An 18875-nucleotide genomic window follows, 5' to 3' on the forward strand; every position below is an offset into this window, starting at 1 on the left:
GTTCAGACCTTGCCCGCCCACGCGAGCGGGCTGTCGTTGATGCCCCAATAGAGGCTCTTCTGGTTCGTGTACTCCAGCAACCCCAGACGCCCCTTCTCACGCCCCATGCCACTCTCTTTCCAGCCGCCGAACGGCGTCGAGATCGAAAACTGCTTGTAGGTGTTGATCCAGACTGTGCCGGTCTCGAGCGCACGCCCGATGCGCCAGGCGCGCTTGAAGTCGCGTGTCCAGATCCCGGCCGCAAGACCGTAGACGCTGTCGTTGGCCTCGGCCAGCAGGTCGTCTTCGTTCTCGAATGGCAAGACCGCCAGCACCGGGCCGAAGATTTCTTCCTGCACCATGCGTGCCTGGTTCGTCAGGCCCGCGATAATGGTCGGCTGATAGAAGTAGCCCTTCTCGCGGCCATCGCCCGCCGGACGCTCGCCGCCGCACAACAGGCGGCCGCCCTCTTCCAGCCCGATGGCGACATAGCGCTCGATCGACTCGCGATGCGACGACGTCACCAGCGGCCCCATCTGCGTGTCTTCGCGCAGCGGATCGCCCACGCGAAGTTGCTTCGCGCCGGCCACCAGCCGCTCGACGAAGGTGTCGAAGATGGCCTTGTGCACGAACAGACGCGAGCCCGCGATGCACGATTCGCCCGACGAACTGAAGATGCCGTAGAGCACACCGGCCACCGCATGATCGATGTCGGCGTCTTCGAACACGATGGTCGGCGACTTGCCGCCGAGTTCGAGCGAGACCGGCATGAGCTTTTCCGCCGCCAGCCGCGCAATGCCACGACCGACTTCGGTGCCGCCGGTGAAGGCGACTTTCTTGACCTTGGGATGGCGCACCAGGATGTCGCCGATGACCGAGCCCTTGCCCGGCAACACCGAGAGCACGCCGCGCGGCACACCGGCCGCTTCGCAGATGCGGCCCAGTTCGAGCGAGGCGAGCGGCGTCACTTCCGCCGGCTTGAGCACCACGGCGTTACCGGCGGCAAGCGCCGGGGCCAGCTTCTGCGCGTCCGAAGCGATCGGCGAATTCCACGGCGTGATGGCGGCCACGACGCCCAGCGGCTCGTGCACGCTCATCGTCAGGTAGTCGCCCCGCGACGGCGTCAGCGTTTCCTCCAGCGTCTCGAGGCACGAGGCGAAGTAGCGGAACGTGCTCGATGCGCTCGCGACGAGCGCGCGCGTCTCGCTGATCGGCTTGCCGTTGTCGCGCCGCTGCAGATGGGCCAGCGCTTCGGCGCGCTGCGTGATGCCGTCCGCCACGCGATGCAGCACGGCGGCGCGTTGATGCGGCTTCAAGCCCGCCCAGTCCGCGCGACGCCAGGCCGCATCGGCCGCCTCGACGGCGTCGATCGCATCTTCGGCGCCCGCCGCCGCGATCTCGGCATTCACGCTCTCGTCGGCCGGATACAGGCTCTGATAGCGCTTGCCGGTGCCGGCGCGCCATTCGCCGCCGACCAGAATGTCGCTCGAAAACCCTTGCAGCAAATCTTGATGGCTCATGATGCTCTTCCTGCTAAATCACACAGTTCGCAACGCGATTGCGTAGCGCGCGAATGGCCGAATACGCGGTCAGTGCCGACGTCTTGGGGTTGTCCGGCAGCGGCTTGCCGCACATCTCCAGCGACATCTCGCCGAACGCCCCGCGGGCGATGATGTGATGCACGTTGCGCGTGCTCGTCGGGTCAGCGATCAGGCGCACGCGCGTCGCGTCGAGCCCCAGACCGGCGATGGCCACGGTCGCCGCCACGTTCGCATTCTTCGGATACAGACGCGCCGCGTCGCGGGCGTTGCCCTCGAAGATCACCGTCGCGGTAGTGAGCGTTGCCAGATCGCAGACCTGCTCGGCCGGCGTGCCGAGCCAGCCCATCGGCGGCTTGCGACCGGTGTACAGCACTTCGTCCAGACCGCCTTCGCGCGCAGCGGAAATCGCATCGATACCGCCGATGGCACCCGAGAGCAACGTAACCGTCGACGCGCCGTCCTTGGCGGCTTGTTCCAGTGCAGCGAGCAGATCGGTGTCGGACAGCGCACCGATCGATGCCACCGCGCAATCCACCCCCGACTTGAGCAGCGGCACCACGTGCCCCGACAGCGCGCTGTGACCCGCGCACTCGAGCACGAAGTCCGGGCGGCTGGAGAGCGCCTGCGCCGAACACACCACTTCGGTGTCGGCGCGCACGCTCTCGCGCACGCGGGCGGCGGCGTCTTCCGGCACGATCACGTGGCCCACGCGCAGATACGGATCGCTCGCGCACGCCTCATAGACCTTCGAGCCGATCGCGCCGAAGCCGATCAGCGCGACGTCAACGGGACGGTGGTTCAATTCATGCATTCGCAGGCTCCCGGACCGGCGGACCGGCAAAGTGCGAAGCGAAGCTGCCGACCGACAGCATGTCCACTTCGAGCAGCACCGGGCCGTCGTGCGCCACGGCGCGTGCGACCGCCGCCTCCGCCTGATCGATGGCCGTGATGCGCTCGTGCTTGAGCTGCAGGCTCGCGCAGAACGCGGCGAAGTCCGGTTGGTGCAGTTGCACGTAGTGACGGCGACCGCCGTACTGCGCATCCTGAATGTTGCGGATCACGCCGTAGCACTGATCGTTCATCAGCAGGATCACGACCGGCGCCTTTTCCTGCACGGCGGTGGCGAGTTCGCCCACGTTGACCATCAGACCACCGTCGCCGCACAGCGCCACGGTCTTCTTCGCGTTGCCCGCGAGCGCCGCGCCGATACCCATCTGCATGCCCTGACCGATCCCGCCGCCCAGCGCGTGCACACCGGCGCGCGGCGAGAAGAGCTTCAGCAGACGGTTGCCCCACGTGCTGTTCGATATCGTGACGTCGCGCACCCAGTTGAAGTCGCGGCCCAGCGCACTTTGCAGTGCGGAGACGAGTTGACGGTACGGGCCGAGACCTTCCGCGACCTGCTTGACGGCCACCTCGCGAGCGGCCGCAAGATCGGCGTGGAACGCCGGATCGATCGACAGGCGCCCTTGCAGACGGTCAGCCAGCGCGTTCAGCACGCGTGCGGCGTCGCCCTGGATGAACAGGTCGTTGCGGTAGCCACGGCCGTCCGCCAGGCCATCGGCGTCGACGCGATAGAGCGGGCGCGGCAGCGCGAGCTTGTACTTCAGCGTTTCGTTGCCACGCAGACGCGAGCCGACCACGAGCACGGCGTCGCACGACTTGTAGAACGTCTCGACCGTCGGGTGGATGTTGAACGCACCGAGCGTGGCGGCATGATCTTCCGGCACGATGCCGCGACCCTGCACACTGGTGACCACGCCGAAGCCCATGTCGACCAGACGCTTGACGGCGGCTTCCGCCCCGCGCGCCCCACCGCCCAGCCACAGCATCGGACGATGCGCGGCGGCCAGCTTGTCGGCGAGCTCGGCCACGCGGGCGTCGTCGTGCGTCGGCACCGTGATGTGCGGCGCGGCCAGATCGGCGGGCCATTCGATTTCCGCCGCCTGGATGTCGATGGGAATCTCCACGCTCACCGGGCCGGCCGGCGCCGTGAGCGCCGCGCGCACGGCTTCGCGCACGGTCGAGAGCGCAGTGTCGACGCAACGCACGCGATAGGCGGCCTTCGAGATCGCGTGCAGCATGCTGAGCTGATCGGGCGCTTCGTGGATATACGCGAGATCGCGATCGAGGAACTCGGTTTCGATCTGGCCGGTAATGTGCAGCACCGGCGTGCCGGCGGTGAGGGCTTCGACCATGGCGCCGGCCGCATTGCCCGCGGCGGTGCCCGTGCTCGTGAAGGCCACGCCGAGACCGCCCGAAACACGGGCAAGGCCATCGGCCATGTTCAGCGCACCGGCTTCGCCGCGCGCGCCGACATAACGGATCTTTTCGCGACGCGCGATGGCGTCGAGGATCGGCATGTTGTGAATCGAGATCACGCCGAATGCGGTCTTCACACCGCACTGCTCGAGAAACGCCGCGATGACTTCGCCGACGGTGGTTGTGTTAGACATGTCTTGCCAAGCCTCCGGAAACATCGATGTGGCTGCCCGTCGTATAGGACGACTGCGGGCTTGCCAGGAAAAAGATCGCTGCGGCCGCCTCTTCAGGCCTGCCCAGACGTTGCAACTGAATTTGCTTCTTGCGGGCCAACTCGCCGGTCCATTCCTCCCAGGTCTTGCCTTCGCCTTGCGCGGCAAAGCGACGGCGCCACTGGCCCGACTCCACCAGGCCGATCAGAATGCTGTTGACGCGCACGCCGTCGGGCGCGAATTCGCTCGCCATCGAGCGCACCAGGCTCTGGATCCCCGCGCGCGCCGACGACGTCGCCACCATGTGCGGCTCCGGTTGGAGCGCGAGCAGCGAGTTGACGCAGACGATGGCGGCATCCCCTGTCTCGCGGGCGGCTTCGCGCAGCATCGGCAGGCAGGCGCGCGTGGTGCGAATGACGCTGAAATACTTCAGCTCCAGCTCTTCGCGCCAGGCGTCGTCGGTCGTGTCGGCAAACGTCGACACACGACCTTGGCCCGCGTTGTTGACCAGCATGTCGAGACGCCCGAATTCGCCACGAATGCGCTCGGCCAGCGCGGCGACATCGTTGGCATCGAGCACGTCGCACTGTGCGGCAATCACGCGCGCCTCGGCATGACGCTCGCGCAGACGGGCTTCGGCTTGCGCCAAGCGCTCGGGGTTGCGGCCGCAGATCGCGACAGCGGCACCGGCGTCGAGCAGGCGTTCGGCCGTGGCGAGGCCGATGCCGGACGAGCCGCCTGTGACCAGCGCCGCGCGTTGGGTGAGGTCGATCTTGATCATTTCAATCCCAGTGACTTCATGTAGGGGGTGGCCCGGTCGTCGCTGCCCGGCCGGTAGTTCAGGCGGTGCGACAGCGCGTCGGCCGCCTCGCGCACCTGTGCGATCAGCCCCGCGTCGAGCACCGACGCATCGAGCGTGGCGCGCGGAATGGTGACGGTGATCGCGGCGCAGATGCGTCCCGCGTCGTTGCGCACCGGGGCACTCACCACGCTGATGCCGCGCTCGAACGACGAGGCCGACACGGCGTAGCCGCGCTCGGCGTCTTCGCGCACGCGCTCGAACAGCTCGGTGATCGTTTCGGGTGTCTGCGGCGTGTATTTTTCGAGTGTCTTTTCGGGGTACAGCGCGCGAAGCTCGGCCAGCGTCAGGTCGCCCATCAGCACATGGCCGTGTACGGTCGCATGCGCCGGCAGGCGCGTGCCGACGTTGACCTTGATCGAGTTGAACACGCTCGCCACGCTCTGCGCCTTCGCCACGAACACGATGTCGCGCCCGTCGCGGATTACGATGTGCGACGTGAGCTGCGTGGCGTCGCGCAGCCGTTCGATGATCGGGATGCCCAGATCGGTCAGCTCCAGCGAGCTGAGGTATTCGAAGCCCAGACGCAGCACGGCCACGCCCAGACGAAAATTCTTTTCACCGCCTGCACGCTCCAGGAAACCCATCGCTTCGAGCGTTTGCAACAAGCGGAAGACCGTGGTGCGCGGAATCCCCAGTCGCTGCGAGAGCTCCGGTGCGCTGAACACGGGCTCGCGCGGCGAGAATTGCGTGAGAATGCGCAGGCCGCGCTCAAGGCCCGGTACCAGGTAGCGCGTCTCGGTGGCCGCGCCGTCGACGAGATCTTCGCTCTCGCCCTCGCCTTGCATCGCGGGCTCGCGCAGCGTGTCGTCTTCGGTGAGCGCCTCGGCCATTGCCGTCATGCGCTTGGGCGTTACGGATGCCATCTCAACGTTCTCCTGCCGCGATACGTTCGAGCCACGCGGCGAGCGCGGCATTCAGAACGTCTGGCGTTTCGATATATGACGCGTGCCCAGCGCCTTCGATGATTTGCAGCGGCACACCGGCCGCCTCGGCGATCGCCTGGCAAGCCGCCGGGGGCGTCACGGCATCCTGTGCGCCGACCGCCACCGCGACCGGGCCCGCATTCGCCGCCACGTATTGCGCTAGCGCGCCGGCGACGTCGCCATTCGAGAGCAGATGCGTTGCCTGACGATAGCCCGCGGGCAGCACGCGTGCCATGTTCCATTTCACCCACGCGCGCGGCAGGGCCGCGGCGTTCGGGGCGACGAGGTTGTCGCTGCGTTCGCGCGCCATGCCGGTCGGGCCGAGCTTGTCGAGCATCGCCAGACGACCGTCGCGCTTGCTCACACGTACCTGCGCATCGGCCTTGCCGTAACCGCCGGCCGGCGAGCAGAGAAAGAGCCCGCTCACGCGCTGCGGCGCACGGCTCGCGAACTGGGTTGCCATGATCGCGCCCAGCGAATGACCGACGAGCGCGACGCGTGCCAGCCCCAGCGCATCGAGCCACGCCGCGAGCGCTTCGACATAGGCGTCGGCGTGCGGCTCGGCGTCGGCGACATTCGTCGTCTGCCCGTAACCCGGCGCGTCCCATGCGTAAAGCGCGGTATCCAGGCCGGTGGCTTCGAATTGCGCGAGCCATGACGCCGCACCGGACCCGATGCCGTGCAGCATCACGACCGGCATGGCACCTTCGGCTTGCGTTCCAGCGCTGCGATAGCCCACGGTGCCCGCGCGCGTGGCGACGGTGCGGTACGGGAAGGCGTCCAGACGCGCGCATAGCGGCGCGACGGCGGCATCTTCGGGTACTTCGGACTGAAAGGCTTCGGCTTGCATGGCTTGGACTGAACGTCTTGCTTTGTGAATTCCTGCCGGTGTGGCGCTTGCGACGGGCAAGCCCCTCACCGGACTTTCCGGGACAACGGCCCCCGGCGGGCTTACTTCAGATCGCGCTTGATCTGCGCGAGCGGCGAATCCGGCGGGTACGTCGGCGTGACCGGCTTTTGCGAGCCGAGCATCACGCACATGAGCGCGTCTTCGTCACCAATGTTGATTTCCGTTCGATACACGCCAGGCGGCACCGAGATCAGGTCGCGCTCACCGAGAATGGCTTCCCAGGTTTCGCCATCGCGCTCGCAGATCACCTTCATCTTGCCGCGCATCACGAAGAAGATTTCTTCGACATCCATATGGATGTGGCTCGGGCCGATGTTGCCGGCCGGGATTACCATCGTCGAGAACGTGAAGTGACCGGCAGGGACCGTGTTGACGTCCTTGGCCACGCCCGTGCCGCCCGTGCCGACGTAGCGCATTTGCGCGCGGCGGTACTTCGGGTCGTAGTCGGCCTGGAACTTCAGCGCGTCCCAGTCGTACTTGCGCGTCGAGAAACGGGCTACGCGCGTGTCCAGCCAGTCGCCGAACGCCTGGCCTTCGGCCTGCGTCCAGCTCTCGACGGCCTGTGGCGTCGCGGTGTTTTTAGCGTCGGCTTGCGCCATGGTCTAACTCCTTGAAGGCGTTGCGAATAAGAACGGCTCGTCAGGGCATCACGAAGCCGCCGTTGACCGGCAGCACCTGCCCGGTCACGAAACGGGAAGCATCGGAGAGCAGGAACAGCACGGGGCCGATCACGTCGTCGGGCACCTGGGCGCGCGGCAGCGCACGTCCCTCCAGGTAATGACGATGACGCTCGGCAGGCACGTAGGCCGTGGCTTCCACCTCGACGAGTCCCGGCGCGATCGCGTTGACGGTGATGCCGTCCGGGCCGAGTTCGCGGGCGAGCGAACGTGTCATCGCCATGACGGCGCCCTTGCTGGCGGTGTAAGCGAGCAGGCGCGGCGCGCCCCACAGCGCGGTATCCGACGCGATGTTCACGACGCGCCCCTGCCCCGATGCACGCAGAAACGGCAGCGCCGCCATCGTCATGAGCCAGGTGCCACGCACGTTGACGTTCATGACCGCGTCCCACGTCTCGATGCTCAGCTCGGCGGCCAGCTTGCCGCCCGAGTTGGTGATCGCGCCGTTGTTGACCAGCCCGTCGATGCCGCCCATGCGCTCGGCAGCCCCCTTGGCGGCCGCGTCCACCGAGGCCGGATCGGACAGGTCGACACGCACGAACGACACGGCATGTCCCACACCGCTCAGTTCGGCCGCGAGGGCCTCGCCGGCCTGCGAGGCGATATCGGCAATCGTCACTTGCGCGCCGCGTGTCACGGCGGCACGGACGAACCCTTCGCCAAGGCCACGCGCGCCACCGGTGATCAGCAGCTTCTTGCCGTCGAGCGGCGCCAGCGTGTTGGCGTCGAGCGGGGGGATGGGCAGTTCGTTCACGGTGAAATTCCTCGTCGTTCAGGCGATGTTCATGGCGGCACGCGGCACGTAATGCAACGCGCGGCGTTCCAGCCAGACCACGGCGGCGTACGCCGCGATACCGATGACGGTGAGCCCGGCGATGGAGACGAACACCATCGCGGTGTTGCCCTGACCTTCGCCATACACCAGCAGATAGCCCAGGCCACGGTCGCCACCGACCAGCTCACCCACGGTCACGCCGATCACGGCCAGCGTCGACGCGATGCGCAAGCCCGCGAAGAGCGCCTGCATGGCCGACGGGAATTCAACGAAGCGGAAGATCTGCCAGCGGCGGCCGCACAGGGCGCGCACCAGATTGACCATGTCCGGGTCGACGGCGCGCACGGCGCCGAGCACATTGATCATCACGGGGAAGAAGACGATCAGTACAGCCACGAGAATCTTCGGGTAGATCGTGTAGCCCATCCACATGACGAACAGCGGCGCAAACGCGACCTTCGGCGCAATCTGCAGCGCGAGGATGTACGGTGAAAGCATGGCTTCGGTCGACGGCGACAAACCGAGGACCACGCCGATCACCACGCCCAGCGCCGAGCCGATCACGAAGCCCGCGATCACTTCGATGGCCGTCACGCCGATGTGTAGCCACAGGTTCTCGACCTGGAACATGCGGGCGCCTTCGATCACGGTCGACGACAGCTTGGGCAGCACGAACTCGGGTACGCCGAACGCCGTCGGGCCCCATTGCCAGATGGCCGCGAAGATCAGCAGCAACACGAAGCTGCCAACGGTCAGTTGCGTTTTGGAAAGGGATTTCATAGCGAGGATTCCAGTGTCTTGCAGTGTCGGGGACGAGGATCAACCAAGGTGGTCGTCGCGACCCACCTTGAGCAGTTCCATCAGATGGGCCACGTATTCGTTCATGCCCGCCTGCTTGCGGCGCTCGATCGGGTTGTCGCGATGCGGCAGATCGATCGTGATCTCCTCGATGATCGTGCCCGGGCGCTCACTCATCACGAACACGCGATCCGAGAGCGCAATGGCTTCGGCGAGGTCGTGGGTGATCATCAGCGCGGTCTTGCCCTCGTCGGCGAGCATCTGCGCGAGATCCTGCTGGAGCACCATCTTGGTCTGCGCATCGAGCGCCGAGAACGGCTCGTCCATGAGCAGAACGTCCGGCTCGACGGCCAGCGTGCGGGCCAGCGCCGCGCGCTGACGCATGCCGCCCGAGAGCTGGTGCGGGTAGTGGTTCTCGAAGCCCTTCAGGTGGCAACGCGCGAGCAGCGCCTTGGCCACTTCCGCCCGCTCGGCCTTGCTGCGCCCACGGATCTGCATGCCCAGCTCGACGTTCTTCTGAATCGAGCGCCACGGCATGAGCAGGTCTTTCTGCAACATGAACGCGACTTGCTGCGACGGGCCGCGCACCGGCTTGCCCGCGAGCGTCACCTGCCCTTCGCTCGGCGCGTAGAGACCGGCGCCCATGTTGAGCAGCGTGCTCTTGCCGCAGCCGCTCGGGCCGATCAGCGAGACGAACTCACCGGCCTTGATGCCGATGGAGACGTCCGAGACGGCCGTCATCTCGCCCTTGCCCTGGCGATTTTTGAACCGACGCGTGACGCCGCGGTATTCGATGGCGAACGGCAGGGGTGCCGCCGCCGGCTGCGCCTGACGTGCCTCGGCATTCGCCTCGGCTACGTTCGCGTCCTTCAATTGAATCGACCTGAGCATGGGAAACCACCGTGTTTCTGGATGTTCAACTTGCCTCGGGCAGCCTGCTGCGTCGTTTCGCCTGCATGGCTTGCCACCTGTCTTCCCTTGCGGGACACGTTTCATATGTGAAACGTTGATTTACTTATGGATCAATTATAGGGAGGGATTTGCCCGTTCAAAATTGTTTTTTGACTAGGGGAAACCCGCACCCGCAGGCGTTGCACAGCCAACACAACAGCCGAGACGAAAAAAAACGCCGGCGGGCAAAGGCCGGCCGGCGTGGGAAGTGAGACCACAAGGGGCGTCTCGCAATGCGTTGGCGTTGCGAGGCGTCAGAACGAGTGATGCACGCCCGACAGGATGATGAACTGATTGCCCGTCGACGACGCGCCGATCGTGTTGATGGCCGTCACCGCCCCATTGCCGCTCGCGTGTTGATACACACCGCTCAGATACACCTGCGTGCGCTTGGAGAACGCGTAGACGTCGCCCAGGCTGACCTGCGTCCAGCGCTTGCCCGTCAGCGAAGTCGTGGCCGCGCCGAAGGTGATCGTGTTGGCCACGCCCGTCGCATAGTTGGCACCGCCGTCGAACGACTGGTAAGTGTCGCTGAAGCCCGGCGACTGCAGTTTCACGCGCGTGTACAACGCGTGCAGCAGCCACGGCCCGAAGCCATACGACACGCCGGCGCCCATGTTCTCGACGTTCGACGCCGCATAGCTGCCAACCGCCTGTCCCTGGAAAGTCGCGCCGCCGAGCACGGCAACGTTCGGCGTGCGGTTGTTCTCGTTCGAGTAGACTGCCGACGCCTTGAAGCCGCCGTTCGTATAGTTCGCGGCCACACTCCACTTGCGCCCGTTGGCGAAGTTCGTGTTGTTGCCGAACGAGATCATGCTGCCCGCCTTGAAGCCCGCAAAGTCCGGCGTGACGTAGCGCACGGAGTTGTCGACCTGCACGACGGACGTGTTCGCCAGCTCGTCGATGTTACCCGGGTGGAACATGTACCAGTTCATGCCCAGGTAGGCCGTGCTCATCGGCCCGAGCCAGTCGAAGTTGAACGTGGTCATGTGACCGATGGTCAACGTGCCCATCTTGTCCGACTGCAGGCCAACCCACGACTGGCGGTTGAACATCGCGCCCGCCTTGACCGTGTTGCCCGAGAGCGTCGAGAAGCCGTTTTCCAGCTGGAAGATGGCACGATTGCCACCGCCCAGATCCTCGACCCCGCGAAAGCCCCAGCGATCCGGCTGCGTCGCGCCCTGCTGGGCGATCCAGTTCGCGTTGCCGCCCTGATTGTTCACGTACGCCATGCCGGCATCCAGGCTGCCGTAGATCGTGACGTTGCTCTGCGCCTGCGCAGCGACCGGCACCCCCGCCGCCAGCAGCATTGCCGCCGCCAGCGCCGTCATGCCAGGGATCCGCCCCATCGGAAACCGCTTCATCTGTGTACTCCTGTCGTTCGATGATTCGAGAACGGTGACGACGCCGGATGCGATGCGCGGCAACCCAAGCCAGTCGCCTCGTCCCGCATTTGCTTTTTCGACGTTCCACCTATGAAACGTTGGATTACTTATGAAACCAACTGAGCGAAGCTTAGGCCAGGTGACGCATGAGCCCCGCAGCGGAGATTCACGAATTGATAAGAATAAATTGGCGTGCTAACGCGCCGGTACAGCGACGAAGATCTCCGCCCCAGCTGCGCAGCGAGCGGCACCGTTCGTCCCACGAGCGTTGCCGGGCGTCCTGGCTCGCCCCCCGTCAGGGCCTGTCCGTTTCCTCGGGATTTACCCGAGGATGCCTTGCCTTTGATCGAATCAAAAACAATAATATTTGAACATCATGTTCATATTTGAACTTATTATTTTTCTGGTTTGTCGTCACTTTCGTCAAAGGATGTTCCCATGCAAGCTCCTCTCATCGGCATCAACGGTGCCGGCATCGGCGGTCTGGCCGCCGCCATCGGCTTACTGCGCGCAGGTTTCCGTGTGCGCGTGTATGAGCAGGCAGCGCAGTTCGCCCGGGTCGGCGCGGACATCAACCTGACACCCAACGCCGTGCGCGCGCTCGACGGCCTCGGGGTCGGCGACGCCTTGCGCCAATCGGCCGCGCAACCGAGCCATCGCATCAGCCGCACCTGGGATTCGGGCGAGGAGACCTCGCGTCTGGAGATGGCCCGCACGGCGCAGACGAAATACGGCGCGCCGCAGCTCACGATGCATCGCGCCGACCTGTTGCAGGCGCTGGAGCAGGCCGTGCCCGCGACGTCGATTGCGCTGGGCAAGAAACTCGTATCGTTCGAAGCGCCGGGCAACGCGCAGCCCGGCCCCATTCGACTGGCGTTCGCGGACGGCACGCACGACGACGTCGATGTGCTCATCGGCGCGGACGGCATCCACTCGGTCGTGCGCACCGGCCTGTTCGGGCCGGAATCGCCGGAGTTCACTGGCGTGGTGGCGTATCGCGCGGTCGTGCCCGCGGACAAACTCGACGGCGTGCCGAATCTAGGCGCGTTCACGAAGTGGTGGGGACCGAACCCGTCGAGCCAGATCGTGACGTTCCCGCTCAATCTCGGCCGCGACATCTTTGTCTTCGCCACGACGCCCCAGGACAGCTGGACGCTGGAATCGTGGACGGCACCCGGCGACGTGCACGAGTTGCGCGCGATGTACGCCGACTATCACCCCGAAGCGCGCGCCCTGCTCGACGCGTGCGACAGCGTGCTGAAGTCGGCGCTGTATGTGCGCGATCCGTTACCGCAATGGTCGCGCGATCGGGTGTCGCTGCTGGGCGATGCGAGCCATCCGATGATGCCGTTCATGGCACAAGGCGCCGGCATGGCGATCGAAGATGCTGTGGTACTGTCTCGCCACTTGGCGGCCGTGGGCCCAAGCGCCGAGCTTTCCACGCTCGCCGCCGCGCTCGCGCGCTACGAGGTATCGCGACGCGAACGCACGGCACGCGTGCAGATCGGCTCGCGCGGCAACCAGTGGCTCAAGGAAGGCGGCAATGCCGACTGGGTCTACGAGTACGACGCGTGGCAAGTCCCGCTCGCGGCCTGAGTGACCTGCGGCGGCGCAAGTGCGATCGCTGCGCCGCCCTATACCGATGCTCCCGATGCCCCCGATGACTGGAATCGACCGCATGAACAAAGCTACGCAAGACATTGAGTCCACCACCGACGCGCAAGACACCGGACAAGCGGGCCTCGTGACGCCGGTCATGCGTGCGCTCAAGCTGCTGCGCTTCGTGGCGGACGGCGGGTCGACGGCCAATGTCAGCGACGTCGGCCGCCGCATTGGGGTGAATCGGGTGACCGTCATGCGTTTGATCGAGACGCTCCAATTCGAGGGCGTGCTGGAGCCGTTGCCGCAGGGTGGCCATCGGCTCGGCTTGAATTTCCTGACACTGGCGGCCAGCGCACTCGCCGGCGAGGATCACCTGGCGACAGCGCGGCGCGTACTCACGCGCGTGACGACCGAGACCGGACTATCGAGCTATCTCACCGTGCTCGACGGCGCCCAGGTTCGCTATCTGCTGTGCGAAACGCCGGCGTTACCGCTCGTCAGCAATATCCGCGCGGGCAGCCGCGTCACGGCACATTTGACGGCACCGGGCCGGTCGCTGCTCGCGCATCTGAGCACCGAGCGCCGCCGTGCGTTGCTCGGGCCGGAACCGCTCGCTGCCGCCACGGCACAAAGCGCACGCACGCATGCTGCGCTCGACGCCCAGCTCGAACGTGATCGCGACGCCGGATGCGCCTGGAGTCAGGACGGCTTCGAAGCGGGCATCGACGCCTGCGCCGCCGCTGTGCTGGACGCTCACGGCAGACCGTTGGCAGCCCTGAGCGTTGCCGGTCCGCGCTCGCTGGTGGGCACTGATACATTGACGCGCGAGCGCACCGCGCGAGCGGTGAAGTCGGGCGCGGCCGATCTCGCCATCCTGCTGGCCGACGCACCCGCGTTTCTCGCCGCTGCCGAACGCGGCTGAGCCTTCGCGACTTCACCGCCATCGCCTCGCTTCAGAGGGCGATGGCCGCGAGCTTGCGTTCCCCGAGCGGCGTGACGCGCAACGCGCGCGGCGCCCGGGTGGGTTCGAGCCACTTGGCGTCGAGGCAGGTGCTGAGCAGCGCCGCCCCCAACGCACCCCCCAGATGCGGCTTGCGCTCGCTCCAGTCGGGGCAGGTGCAGGCGAAGCGGCGTCGATGGGCGCGAGCCGTGGCGAGGTTGACGCCAACGGCCGTGAGTCCCTCCACGCCCATATCGGTGAGCGCCACGTCGCTACCGTCGATCCGAAGCCAACGGTGCGCATGCATCCGCGCGAAGAGATCGACCGCAACTTCCCCAGCGAGATGGTCATAACAGGTCCGCGCGTGGCGAAGCGGTATCGGCGTGGAACGACTGACAGGGACAGAGCGCGGCCGCAGATCGCGCGTGGCAAGCACGGCGCTGGCAAGCGCTTCGATGGCCGCGGCGGTCTCGGGCGTGGCGATGCGGAAATAACGATGGCGTCCGCGTGCTTCTTGCGCCAGCACGCCGCCGTCGACCAGTCGGGCAAGATGGCCGCTCGCACTGGACGGCGACAGCCCGGCCACCAACGCCAACTCCCCCGCCGGACGGGCTGAACCGTCCATCAACGCCCACAGCATGGTCATCCGCCCGGCATCGGCGAGCAACGCGGCGAGTGAACTGACGCCGGGGGCGTGATCTCTTGCGATGTCCACAGCAGGACTCCTGTAAGGATGATGAAGCACAGCATCGGCAGTATAGGCTGGGGGATGCGTTCAACACTTCAGGATGGGATGAAACGTGCCGGTCGGCCGATGCGCCATGATGAGTCCCGTTCCCCTCAAATCGAGATGCCCGCCATGTTTGCCGCCACCGCCGATCTCCTCACCGTGCCGCCGCCCGCCAGTGCGTTGGCCGCCGTCGTGCACCCCAACCCGTATCCGTACTACCAGTCGCTCGCCGCGCGACGCCCGTTCGATTTCGATGCCTCGCTCGGTATGTGGGTCGCCGCCAGCCCGCAAGCCATGGCCGCCGTGCTGCGTCATCCGGCGTGCGGTGTTCGGCCGGCTGGCGCGACCGTCCCCGCGGCATTGGCCAATGGCGCCGCCGGCGACTGGTTCGGCACACTCGTCAGGATGAACGACGGCGCCGCGCATGCGGCAATGAAGCCCTGGCTCAAGGCTCGACTCGCCACGCTGCATGCCGACGGCGCCACCCTCGACCGGCTGCGCAACGCCAGCCAGGCCGCCTGTGCAGACGCCTATCTCGCCCAAGGGGAGACACCCTGCGCGCGCCTCGACGACTTTGTCTTCCGTCAGCCGATCTATGCCCTCGCGGCGTGGCTGGGCGTTCCTCCCTCACAGTGGGTCGACGTGTACGACGACGTCCGCACGCTGGTCGCGGCGATGGCCGAGTCCACCCAGTCGTCTCCGCGCGCCGAGAGGCTCGCACGCGGACACAGCGCCACCACGACGCTTCGCCATCGTGCCATGCGCTGGCTCGACAACGACGCCGCCCCAGGAACTTGGTTGCGCGACACGGCCCGAAGCGCGGCACGCGACGAGGCCGTCGACTACGGGGCGCTCACGGCCAATGTCGTGGGCCTCTTTACGCAAACGCATGACGCCTGCGCCGGACTCGTGGCCAACAGCCTGCGCCGGCTCGCGCAGCAGGCGTCGCCCGGCGCTGTGCCCGCCGTCAACGGTGCTCAATCGCTAACGGCCAACCTTGCCGTCGCCATCACCGCCATCGGCGAGGTGATCCGTCAGGATCCCCCCGTGCAAAACACCCGTCGATTCCTGCACGCGCCCGCCATCATCCATGAACGAACGCTCGCACGCGGCGATGCCATCCTGGTGGTGCTTGCCGCCGCGCCCGCCGGCGCCGCACCGGACGACGTGGCCTGGACCTTCGGGCACGGCGCCCACACCTGCCCGGGACGCTCGCCGGCCAGCACGATCGCCGCCATCGGGGTCCAGACGATACTCGACAGCGATGCCGAGCTCGCCGCCATCGCGACCAGCTCGACGTATCACCCGCTCGGCAACATCCGGATCGCGCGTTTCCACGATGGCGCCACGGCGGCTTGAGGCAAATGACTGCTGTCGATGAACGCGTTTTAATCAGCGGAACCTTGGTTCCATTCAACGAAACACAATGGAACAAATGAAACCCTTGTAAACATAAGGCTCTGCGCCAGGGCCCCGCGTGGTCCAGGAATTTCGGGCAGGATGACGCTTTCGTTGTGCGCACCGCCCGCTGTGGCGTCCCGGTGCGCGCCCGTCCCGTCTTCCGCTGCCCACATGTCCGACACACACACCGACGGTATGCCCATGCCCGCCCGGGTATGGGCCGTTGCGACCGTCATGCTCGCGATCTCGCTCGCGGTGCTCGATGGGGCGATTGCCAACGTCGCGCTCCCCACGATCGCGCGCGACCTCAACGCCAGTCCTGCCACGTCGATCTGGATCGTCAACGCTTATCAGCTCGCCATCACCATCTCGCTGCTGCCGCTCGCCGCACTCGGCGAGATTGTGAGTTACCGCCGCGTCTATACCGTCGGGCTCGCGCTGTTCACCGTCGCCTCGCTTGGCTGCGCGCTCTCGGATTCGCTCGTCACGCTCACGCTCGCACGCGTGGTGCAGGGCTTCGGGGCGGCAGGCATCATGAGTGTGAACACCGCGCTGGTGAAAGCCATCTACCCGTCGCGCTGGCTCGGGCGCGGCGTCTCGCTCAACGCGCTCATCGTTGCCATCTCATCCGCTGCGGGCCCGACGATTGCCGCCGGCGTGCTGTCCATCGCGCACTGGCCGTGGCTCTTTGCCATCAACGTGCCGCTCGGCGTCGTCGCCTTTGTCATCGCCGTGCGCTCGCTGCCCGACACGGCCCGCGCCTCGCACCCCTTCGACTGGACTGGGGCGCTGTTAAGTGCGCTCACCTTCGGCTTGCTCATCTCCGGCATCGACGCCTTCGGGCATGGTCAGGCGCGTTGGCTGGTGGCGCTCGAAGTCGCCGCAGCGATCGTCATCGGCACGGTCTTCGTGCGACGCCAACGCACCCAGCCGGTGCCGCTGTTGCCGCTGGACCTGCTGCGCATTCCGATTTTCGGGCTGTCGATCTGCACGTCGATGGCGTCGTTCTGCGCGCAAATGCTCGCGTATGTCGCGCTGCCCTTCTTCCTGCAGGATTCGCTGGGCTTTGATCGTGTGCAGACCGGCTTGCTGATGACGGCCTGGCCGCTCACCATCGTTGTCGTCGCGCCGCTGGCCGGGCGCCTGCTGGAGTATTACAAGCCCGGTCTGCTCGGTGCGATTGGTCTGGCGGCGTTCGCCCTCGGCCTGCTCGCGCTCGGCCTGCTGCCCGCGCACCCGCAATCGGCCGACATCGTCTGGCGCATGGCCCTGTGCGGCTTCGGCTTCGGACTGTTCCAGTCGCCCAACAACTACGCGATGCTCATGGCCGCGCCCGCCCATCGCAGCGGCGGCGCAAGTGGCATGCTGGGCACTGCGCGCCTGACCGGGCAGACGACGGGTGCGGCGCTCGTGGCCCTCATCTTCAGCGTCGCCCCGTCGGGCTTCGGCACGCGCGCCTCGCTCTATGTCGCGGCGGCGTTCGCTGCAGTCGCGGCCGTGGTGAGCAGCCTGCGTACGCTGCCCGCGGCCCAGCCCGACGCGAATTCGGCACGCGGATGAGCGTCGTGCAGCGCTCGCCCGAGCGCCTCCATCCGGCCGACCGTCCGGCCGTGCTACACTGCCGACCTTTTACGGCTCGCCTGTGCGGGCCGCAAATGCCATGAGCTTCTGCGCCATCGATTTCGGCACTTCGAATTCTGCCGTCGCCGTGCAAGACGGCGCCGCCATGCGTCTGGTCGAGCTGGAAGCCGGCTACGGCACGCTGCCGACCGCCGTATTCTTCAACGCCGATGAAGGTGGCCGCGTGTCGTTTGGCCGTCAAGCCGTCGCCGATTACGTCGATGGTTACGACGGGCGCCTAATGCGCTCGCTCAAAAGCCTGCTCGGCTCCTCCCTGATCGAAAGCACGACCGACCTCGGTAACGGGTCGGCGATGCGTTATATCGACATCATCGCCACGTTCCTGCGCCATCTGCGCACGCACGCGCTGAAGGCCAGCGGCGGCGACCTGCGTCATGTGGTCATGGGTCGCCCCGTGTTTTTCGTCGACGACGATCCGCGCGCCGACGCAGCCGCGCAACGCTCGCTCGAACAAAGCGCGCGCGACGTCGGGTTCCATGACGTGCATTTCCAGTTCGAGCCGATTGCAGCCGCGTTCGATTACGAATCGCGTCTGAGCGATGAACAGCAGGTGCTCGTCATCGATATTGGCGGCGGCACCTCGGACTTCTCGCTGGTGCGTGTCGGACCGGAACGGGCACGCCATCTCGATCGCAAGGACGACGTGCTCGCCCACCACGGCGTGCATATCGCCGGCACGGACTTCGACCGCCGCATCGAGTTGGCCACGATCTTGCGCGAACTCGGTTACAAGGCGCTCGGTCCCGACGGCAAGGAAGTACCGAACCGGATCTATTTCGATCTGGCAACCTGGCATCTGATCAACACGGTCTACACGCCGAAGCGCGTTGGCGAACTGGCGCTCACGGCGCATCTGTACGCCGACCCTGCCCATCACCGGCGCCTGATGCGCACGGTCGAGCAACGCCTTGGACACGCGCTCGTCGGTCATGCCGAAGACGCGAAGATCAACGTCGCCTCAGGCGGCGAGACGCGCATCGATCTGTCGGTGATCGAACGCGATCTCGCGGTCGCGTTCTCGGAAGCGGGCCTGGTGGAAGCGGTCAGCGACGAAATCGCGAGCATCACGGCAGGCGCCGTGCATACGGCGGCGCTGGCCGGACTGCGCGCCGAAGATGTCGATGCGCTCTACTTCACCGGCGGCTCCACGGGGCTGCGCAGCCTTTCCGGTGCCATGTGCGCGGCCTTTCCGAAAGCAACACCGGTATTCGGCGACCGTCTCGCCAGCGTGGCGCTGGGTCTGGGCATTCACGCCAGGCGCGTGTTTTCCTGAGCGGTCGCCGGCG

At 66.4% G+C, this 18875-nt stretch carries 17 protein-coding genes; 5 read left to right on the forward strand and 12 right to left on the reverse strand.

What is annotated here, in order from left to right:
- Positions 1-2: 2 nt before the first annotated feature.
- From BGP02_RS16540 to BGP02_RS16590, 11 genes are all read right to left on the reverse strand, one after another.
- Positions 3-1499, reverse strand: coding sequence for an aldehyde dehydrogenase (locus BGP02_RS16540; protein ID WP_017235330.1), 1497 nt, complete (start codon positions 1497-1499; stop codon positions 3-5).
- Positions 1500-1512: 13 nt separating this feature from the next.
- Positions 1513-2331 (reverse strand): aspartate dehydrogenase, encoded by an 819-nt coding sequence (locus BGP02_RS16545; protein ID WP_017235329.1) that lies wholly within the window; start codon positions 2329-2331, stop codon positions 1513-1515.
- Positions 2324-3976 (reverse strand): thiamine pyrophosphate-binding protein, encoded by a 1653-nt coding sequence (locus BGP02_RS16550; RefSeq protein WP_017235328.1) that lies wholly within the window; start codon positions 3974-3976, stop codon positions 2324-2326. The genes BGP02_RS16545 and BGP02_RS16550 overlap by 8 nt, the downstream gene beginning before the upstream one ends.
- Entirely contained in the window at positions 3969-4775 is an 807-nt protein-coding gene (locus tag BGP02_RS16555) for an SDR family oxidoreductase (protein WP_017235327.1), read from the reverse strand. Before BGP02_RS16555 ends, BGP02_RS16550 begins: the two co-directional genes overlap by 8 nt.
- The gene (locus BGP02_RS16560; protein WP_026132232.1) at positions 4772-5641 is read right to left on the reverse strand and encodes an IclR family transcriptional regulator; all 870 of its coding nucleotides are present in this window, start codon (positions 5639-5641) and stop codon (positions 4772-4774) included. The genes BGP02_RS16555 and BGP02_RS16560 overlap by 4 nt, the downstream gene beginning before the upstream one ends.
- Positions 5642-5720: 79 nt before the next feature.
- Positions 5721-6629 carry an alpha/beta fold hydrolase gene (locus BGP02_RS16565; RefSeq protein ID WP_261939125.1) on the reverse strand — a complete coding sequence of 303 codons (909 nt, stop codon included), beginning with the start codon at positions 6627-6629 and terminating at the stop codon, positions 5721-5723.
- A gap of 101 nt (positions 6630-6730) precedes the next feature.
- The gene (locus tag BGP02_RS16570; protein WP_017235324.1) at positions 6731-7288 is read right to left on the reverse strand and encodes a cupin domain-containing protein; all 558 of its coding nucleotides are present in this window, start codon (positions 7286-7288) and stop codon (positions 6731-6733) included.
- A gap of 40 nt (positions 7289-7328) precedes the next feature.
- Positions 7329-8120 carry an SDR family oxidoreductase gene (locus BGP02_RS16575; protein ID WP_017235323.1) on the reverse strand — a complete coding sequence of 264 codons (792 nt, stop codon included), beginning with the start codon at positions 8118-8120 and terminating at the stop codon, positions 7329-7331.
- A gap of 18 nt (positions 8121-8138) precedes the next feature.
- On the reverse strand, positions 8139-8921 hold the full coding sequence (locus BGP02_RS16580; RefSeq protein WP_017235322.1) for an ABC transporter permease: 783 nt from the start codon (positions 8919-8921) through the stop codon (positions 8139-8141).
- 39 nt (positions 8922-8960) lie between these two features.
- Complete coding sequence (locus BGP02_RS16585; RefSeq protein WP_017235321.1) at positions 8961-9830, reverse strand: ABC transporter ATP-binding protein; 870 nt, start codon at positions 9828-9830, stop codon at positions 8961-8963.
- A gap of 314 nt (positions 9831-10144) precedes the next feature.
- On the reverse strand, positions 10145-11221 hold the full coding sequence (locus BGP02_RS16590) for a porin (protein ID WP_286798892.1): 1077 nt from the start codon (positions 11219-11221) through the stop codon (positions 10145-10147).
- A 492-nt stretch (positions 11222-11713) separates the two neighbouring features.
- Here BGP02_RS16590 and BGP02_RS16595 point away from each other — a divergent pair, with 492 nt between their 5' ends.
- Together BGP02_RS16595 and BGP02_RS16600 are read left to right on the forward strand one after the other, a co-directional pair.
- Positions 11714-12871: an FAD-dependent monooxygenase gene (locus BGP02_RS16595; RefSeq protein ID WP_017235319.1), complete on the forward strand. Its 1158-nt coding sequence runs from the start codon at positions 11714-11716 to the stop codon at positions 12869-12871.
- Positions 12872-12953: 82 nt separating this feature from the next.
- The gene (locus BGP02_RS16600) at positions 12954-13799 is read left to right on the forward strand and encodes an IclR family transcriptional regulator (RefSeq protein ID WP_261939127.1); all 846 of its coding nucleotides are present in this window, start codon (positions 12954-12956) and stop codon (positions 13797-13799) included.
- A gap of 31 nt (positions 13800-13830) precedes the next feature.
- Here the strand turns inward: BGP02_RS16600 and BGP02_RS16605 are convergent, their stop codons facing one another.
- Positions 13831-14463: an ArsR/SmtB family transcription factor gene (locus BGP02_RS16605; protein WP_261939784.1), complete on the reverse strand. Its 633-nt coding sequence runs from the start codon at positions 14461-14463 to the stop codon at positions 13831-13833.
- A 213-nt stretch (positions 14464-14676) separates the two neighbouring features.
- Here BGP02_RS16605 and BGP02_RS16610 point away from each other — a divergent pair, with 213 nt between their 5' ends.
- The 3 genes from BGP02_RS16610 (at position 14677) to BGP02_RS16620 (ending at position 18862) form a co-directional block, all read left to right on the forward strand.
- On the forward strand, positions 14677-15906 hold the full coding sequence (locus BGP02_RS16610) for a cytochrome P450 family protein (RefSeq protein WP_261939128.1): 1230 nt from the start codon (positions 14677-14679) through the stop codon (positions 15904-15906).
- A 213-nt stretch (positions 15907-16119) separates the two neighbouring features.
- Positions 16120-17508 carry an MFS transporter gene (locus tag BGP02_RS16615; protein WP_130025141.1) on the forward strand — a complete coding sequence of 463 codons (1389 nt, stop codon included), beginning with the start codon at positions 16120-16122 and terminating at the stop codon, positions 17506-17508.
- A gap of 100 nt (positions 17509-17608) precedes the next feature.
- A complete protein-coding gene (locus tag BGP02_RS16620; protein ID WP_017235314.1) occupies positions 17609-18862 on the forward strand; it encodes an Hsp70 family protein in 1254 nt (417 codons plus the stop codon).
- Positions 18863-18875 lie beyond the last annotated feature (13 nt).

This window comes from Pandoraea sp. 64-18, assembly GCF_001899225.1.
Taxonomy (GTDB): domain Bacteria; phylum Pseudomonadota; class Gammaproteobacteria; order Burkholderiales; family Burkholderiaceae; genus Pandoraea; species Pandoraea cepalis.

Bases quoted from the DNA above. Each gene is read 5' to 3' on its own strand.
- BGP02_RS16565 (WP_261939125.1), bottom strand. From the start codon at position 6,629: ATGCAAGCCGAAGCCTTTCAGTCCGAAGTACCCGAAGATGCCGCCGTC.
- BGP02_RS16545 (WP_017235329.1), bottom strand. From the start codon at position 2,331: ATGCATGAATTGAACCACCGTCCCGTTGACGTCGCGCTGATCGGCTTC.
- BGP02_RS16605 (WP_261939784.1), bottom strand. From the start codon at position 14,463: ATGACCATGCTGTGGGCGTTGATGGACGGTTCAGCCCGTCCGGCGGGG.
- BGP02_RS16590 (WP_286798892.1), bottom strand. From the start codon at position 11,221: ATGACGGCGCTGGCGGCGGCAATGCTGCTGGCGGCGGGGGTGCCGGTC.
- BGP02_RS16580 (WP_017235322.1), bottom strand. From the start codon at position 8,921: ATGAAATCCCTTTCCAAAACGCAACTGACCGTTGGCAGCTTCGTGTTG.
- BGP02_RS16615 (WP_130025141.1), top strand. From the start codon at position 16,120: ATGTCCGACACACACACCGACGGTATGCCCATGCCCGCCCGGGTATGG.
- BGP02_RS16610 (WP_261939128.1), top strand. From the start codon at position 14,677: ATGTTTGCCGCCACCGCCGATCTCCTCACCGTGCCGCCGCCCGCCAGT.
- BGP02_RS16600 (WP_261939127.1), top strand. From the start codon at position 12,954: ATGAACAAAGCTACGCAAGACATTGAGTCCACCACCGACGCGCAAGAC.
- BGP02_RS16540 (WP_017235330.1), bottom strand. From the start codon at position 1,499: ATGAGCCATCAAGATTTGCTGCAAGGGTTTTCGAGCGACATTCTGGTC.
- BGP02_RS16550 (WP_017235328.1), bottom strand. From the start codon at position 3,976: ATGTCTAACACAACCACCGTCGGCGAAGTCATCGCGGCGTTTCTCGAG.
- BGP02_RS16620 (WP_017235314.1), top strand. From the start codon at position 17,609: ATGAGCTTCTGCGCCATCGATTTCGGCACTTCGAATTCTGCCGTCGCC.
- BGP02_RS16585 (WP_017235321.1), bottom strand. From the start codon at position 9,830: ATGCTCAGGTCGATTCAATTGAAGGACGCGAACGTAGCCGAGGCGAAT.
- BGP02_RS16570 (WP_017235324.1), bottom strand. From the start codon at position 7,288: ATGGCGCAAGCCGACGCTAAAAACACCGCGACGCCACAGGCCGTCGAG.
- BGP02_RS16595 (WP_017235319.1), top strand. From the start codon at position 11,714: ATGCAAGCTCCTCTCATCGGCATCAACGGTGCCGGCATCGGCGGTCTG.
- BGP02_RS16555 (WP_017235327.1), bottom strand. From the start codon at position 4,775: ATGATCAAGATCGACCTCACCCAACGCGCGGCGCTGGTCACAGGCGGC.
- BGP02_RS16560 (WP_026132232.1), bottom strand. From the start codon at position 5,641: ATGCAAGGCGAGGGCGAGAGCGAAGATCTCGTCGACGGCGCGGCCACC.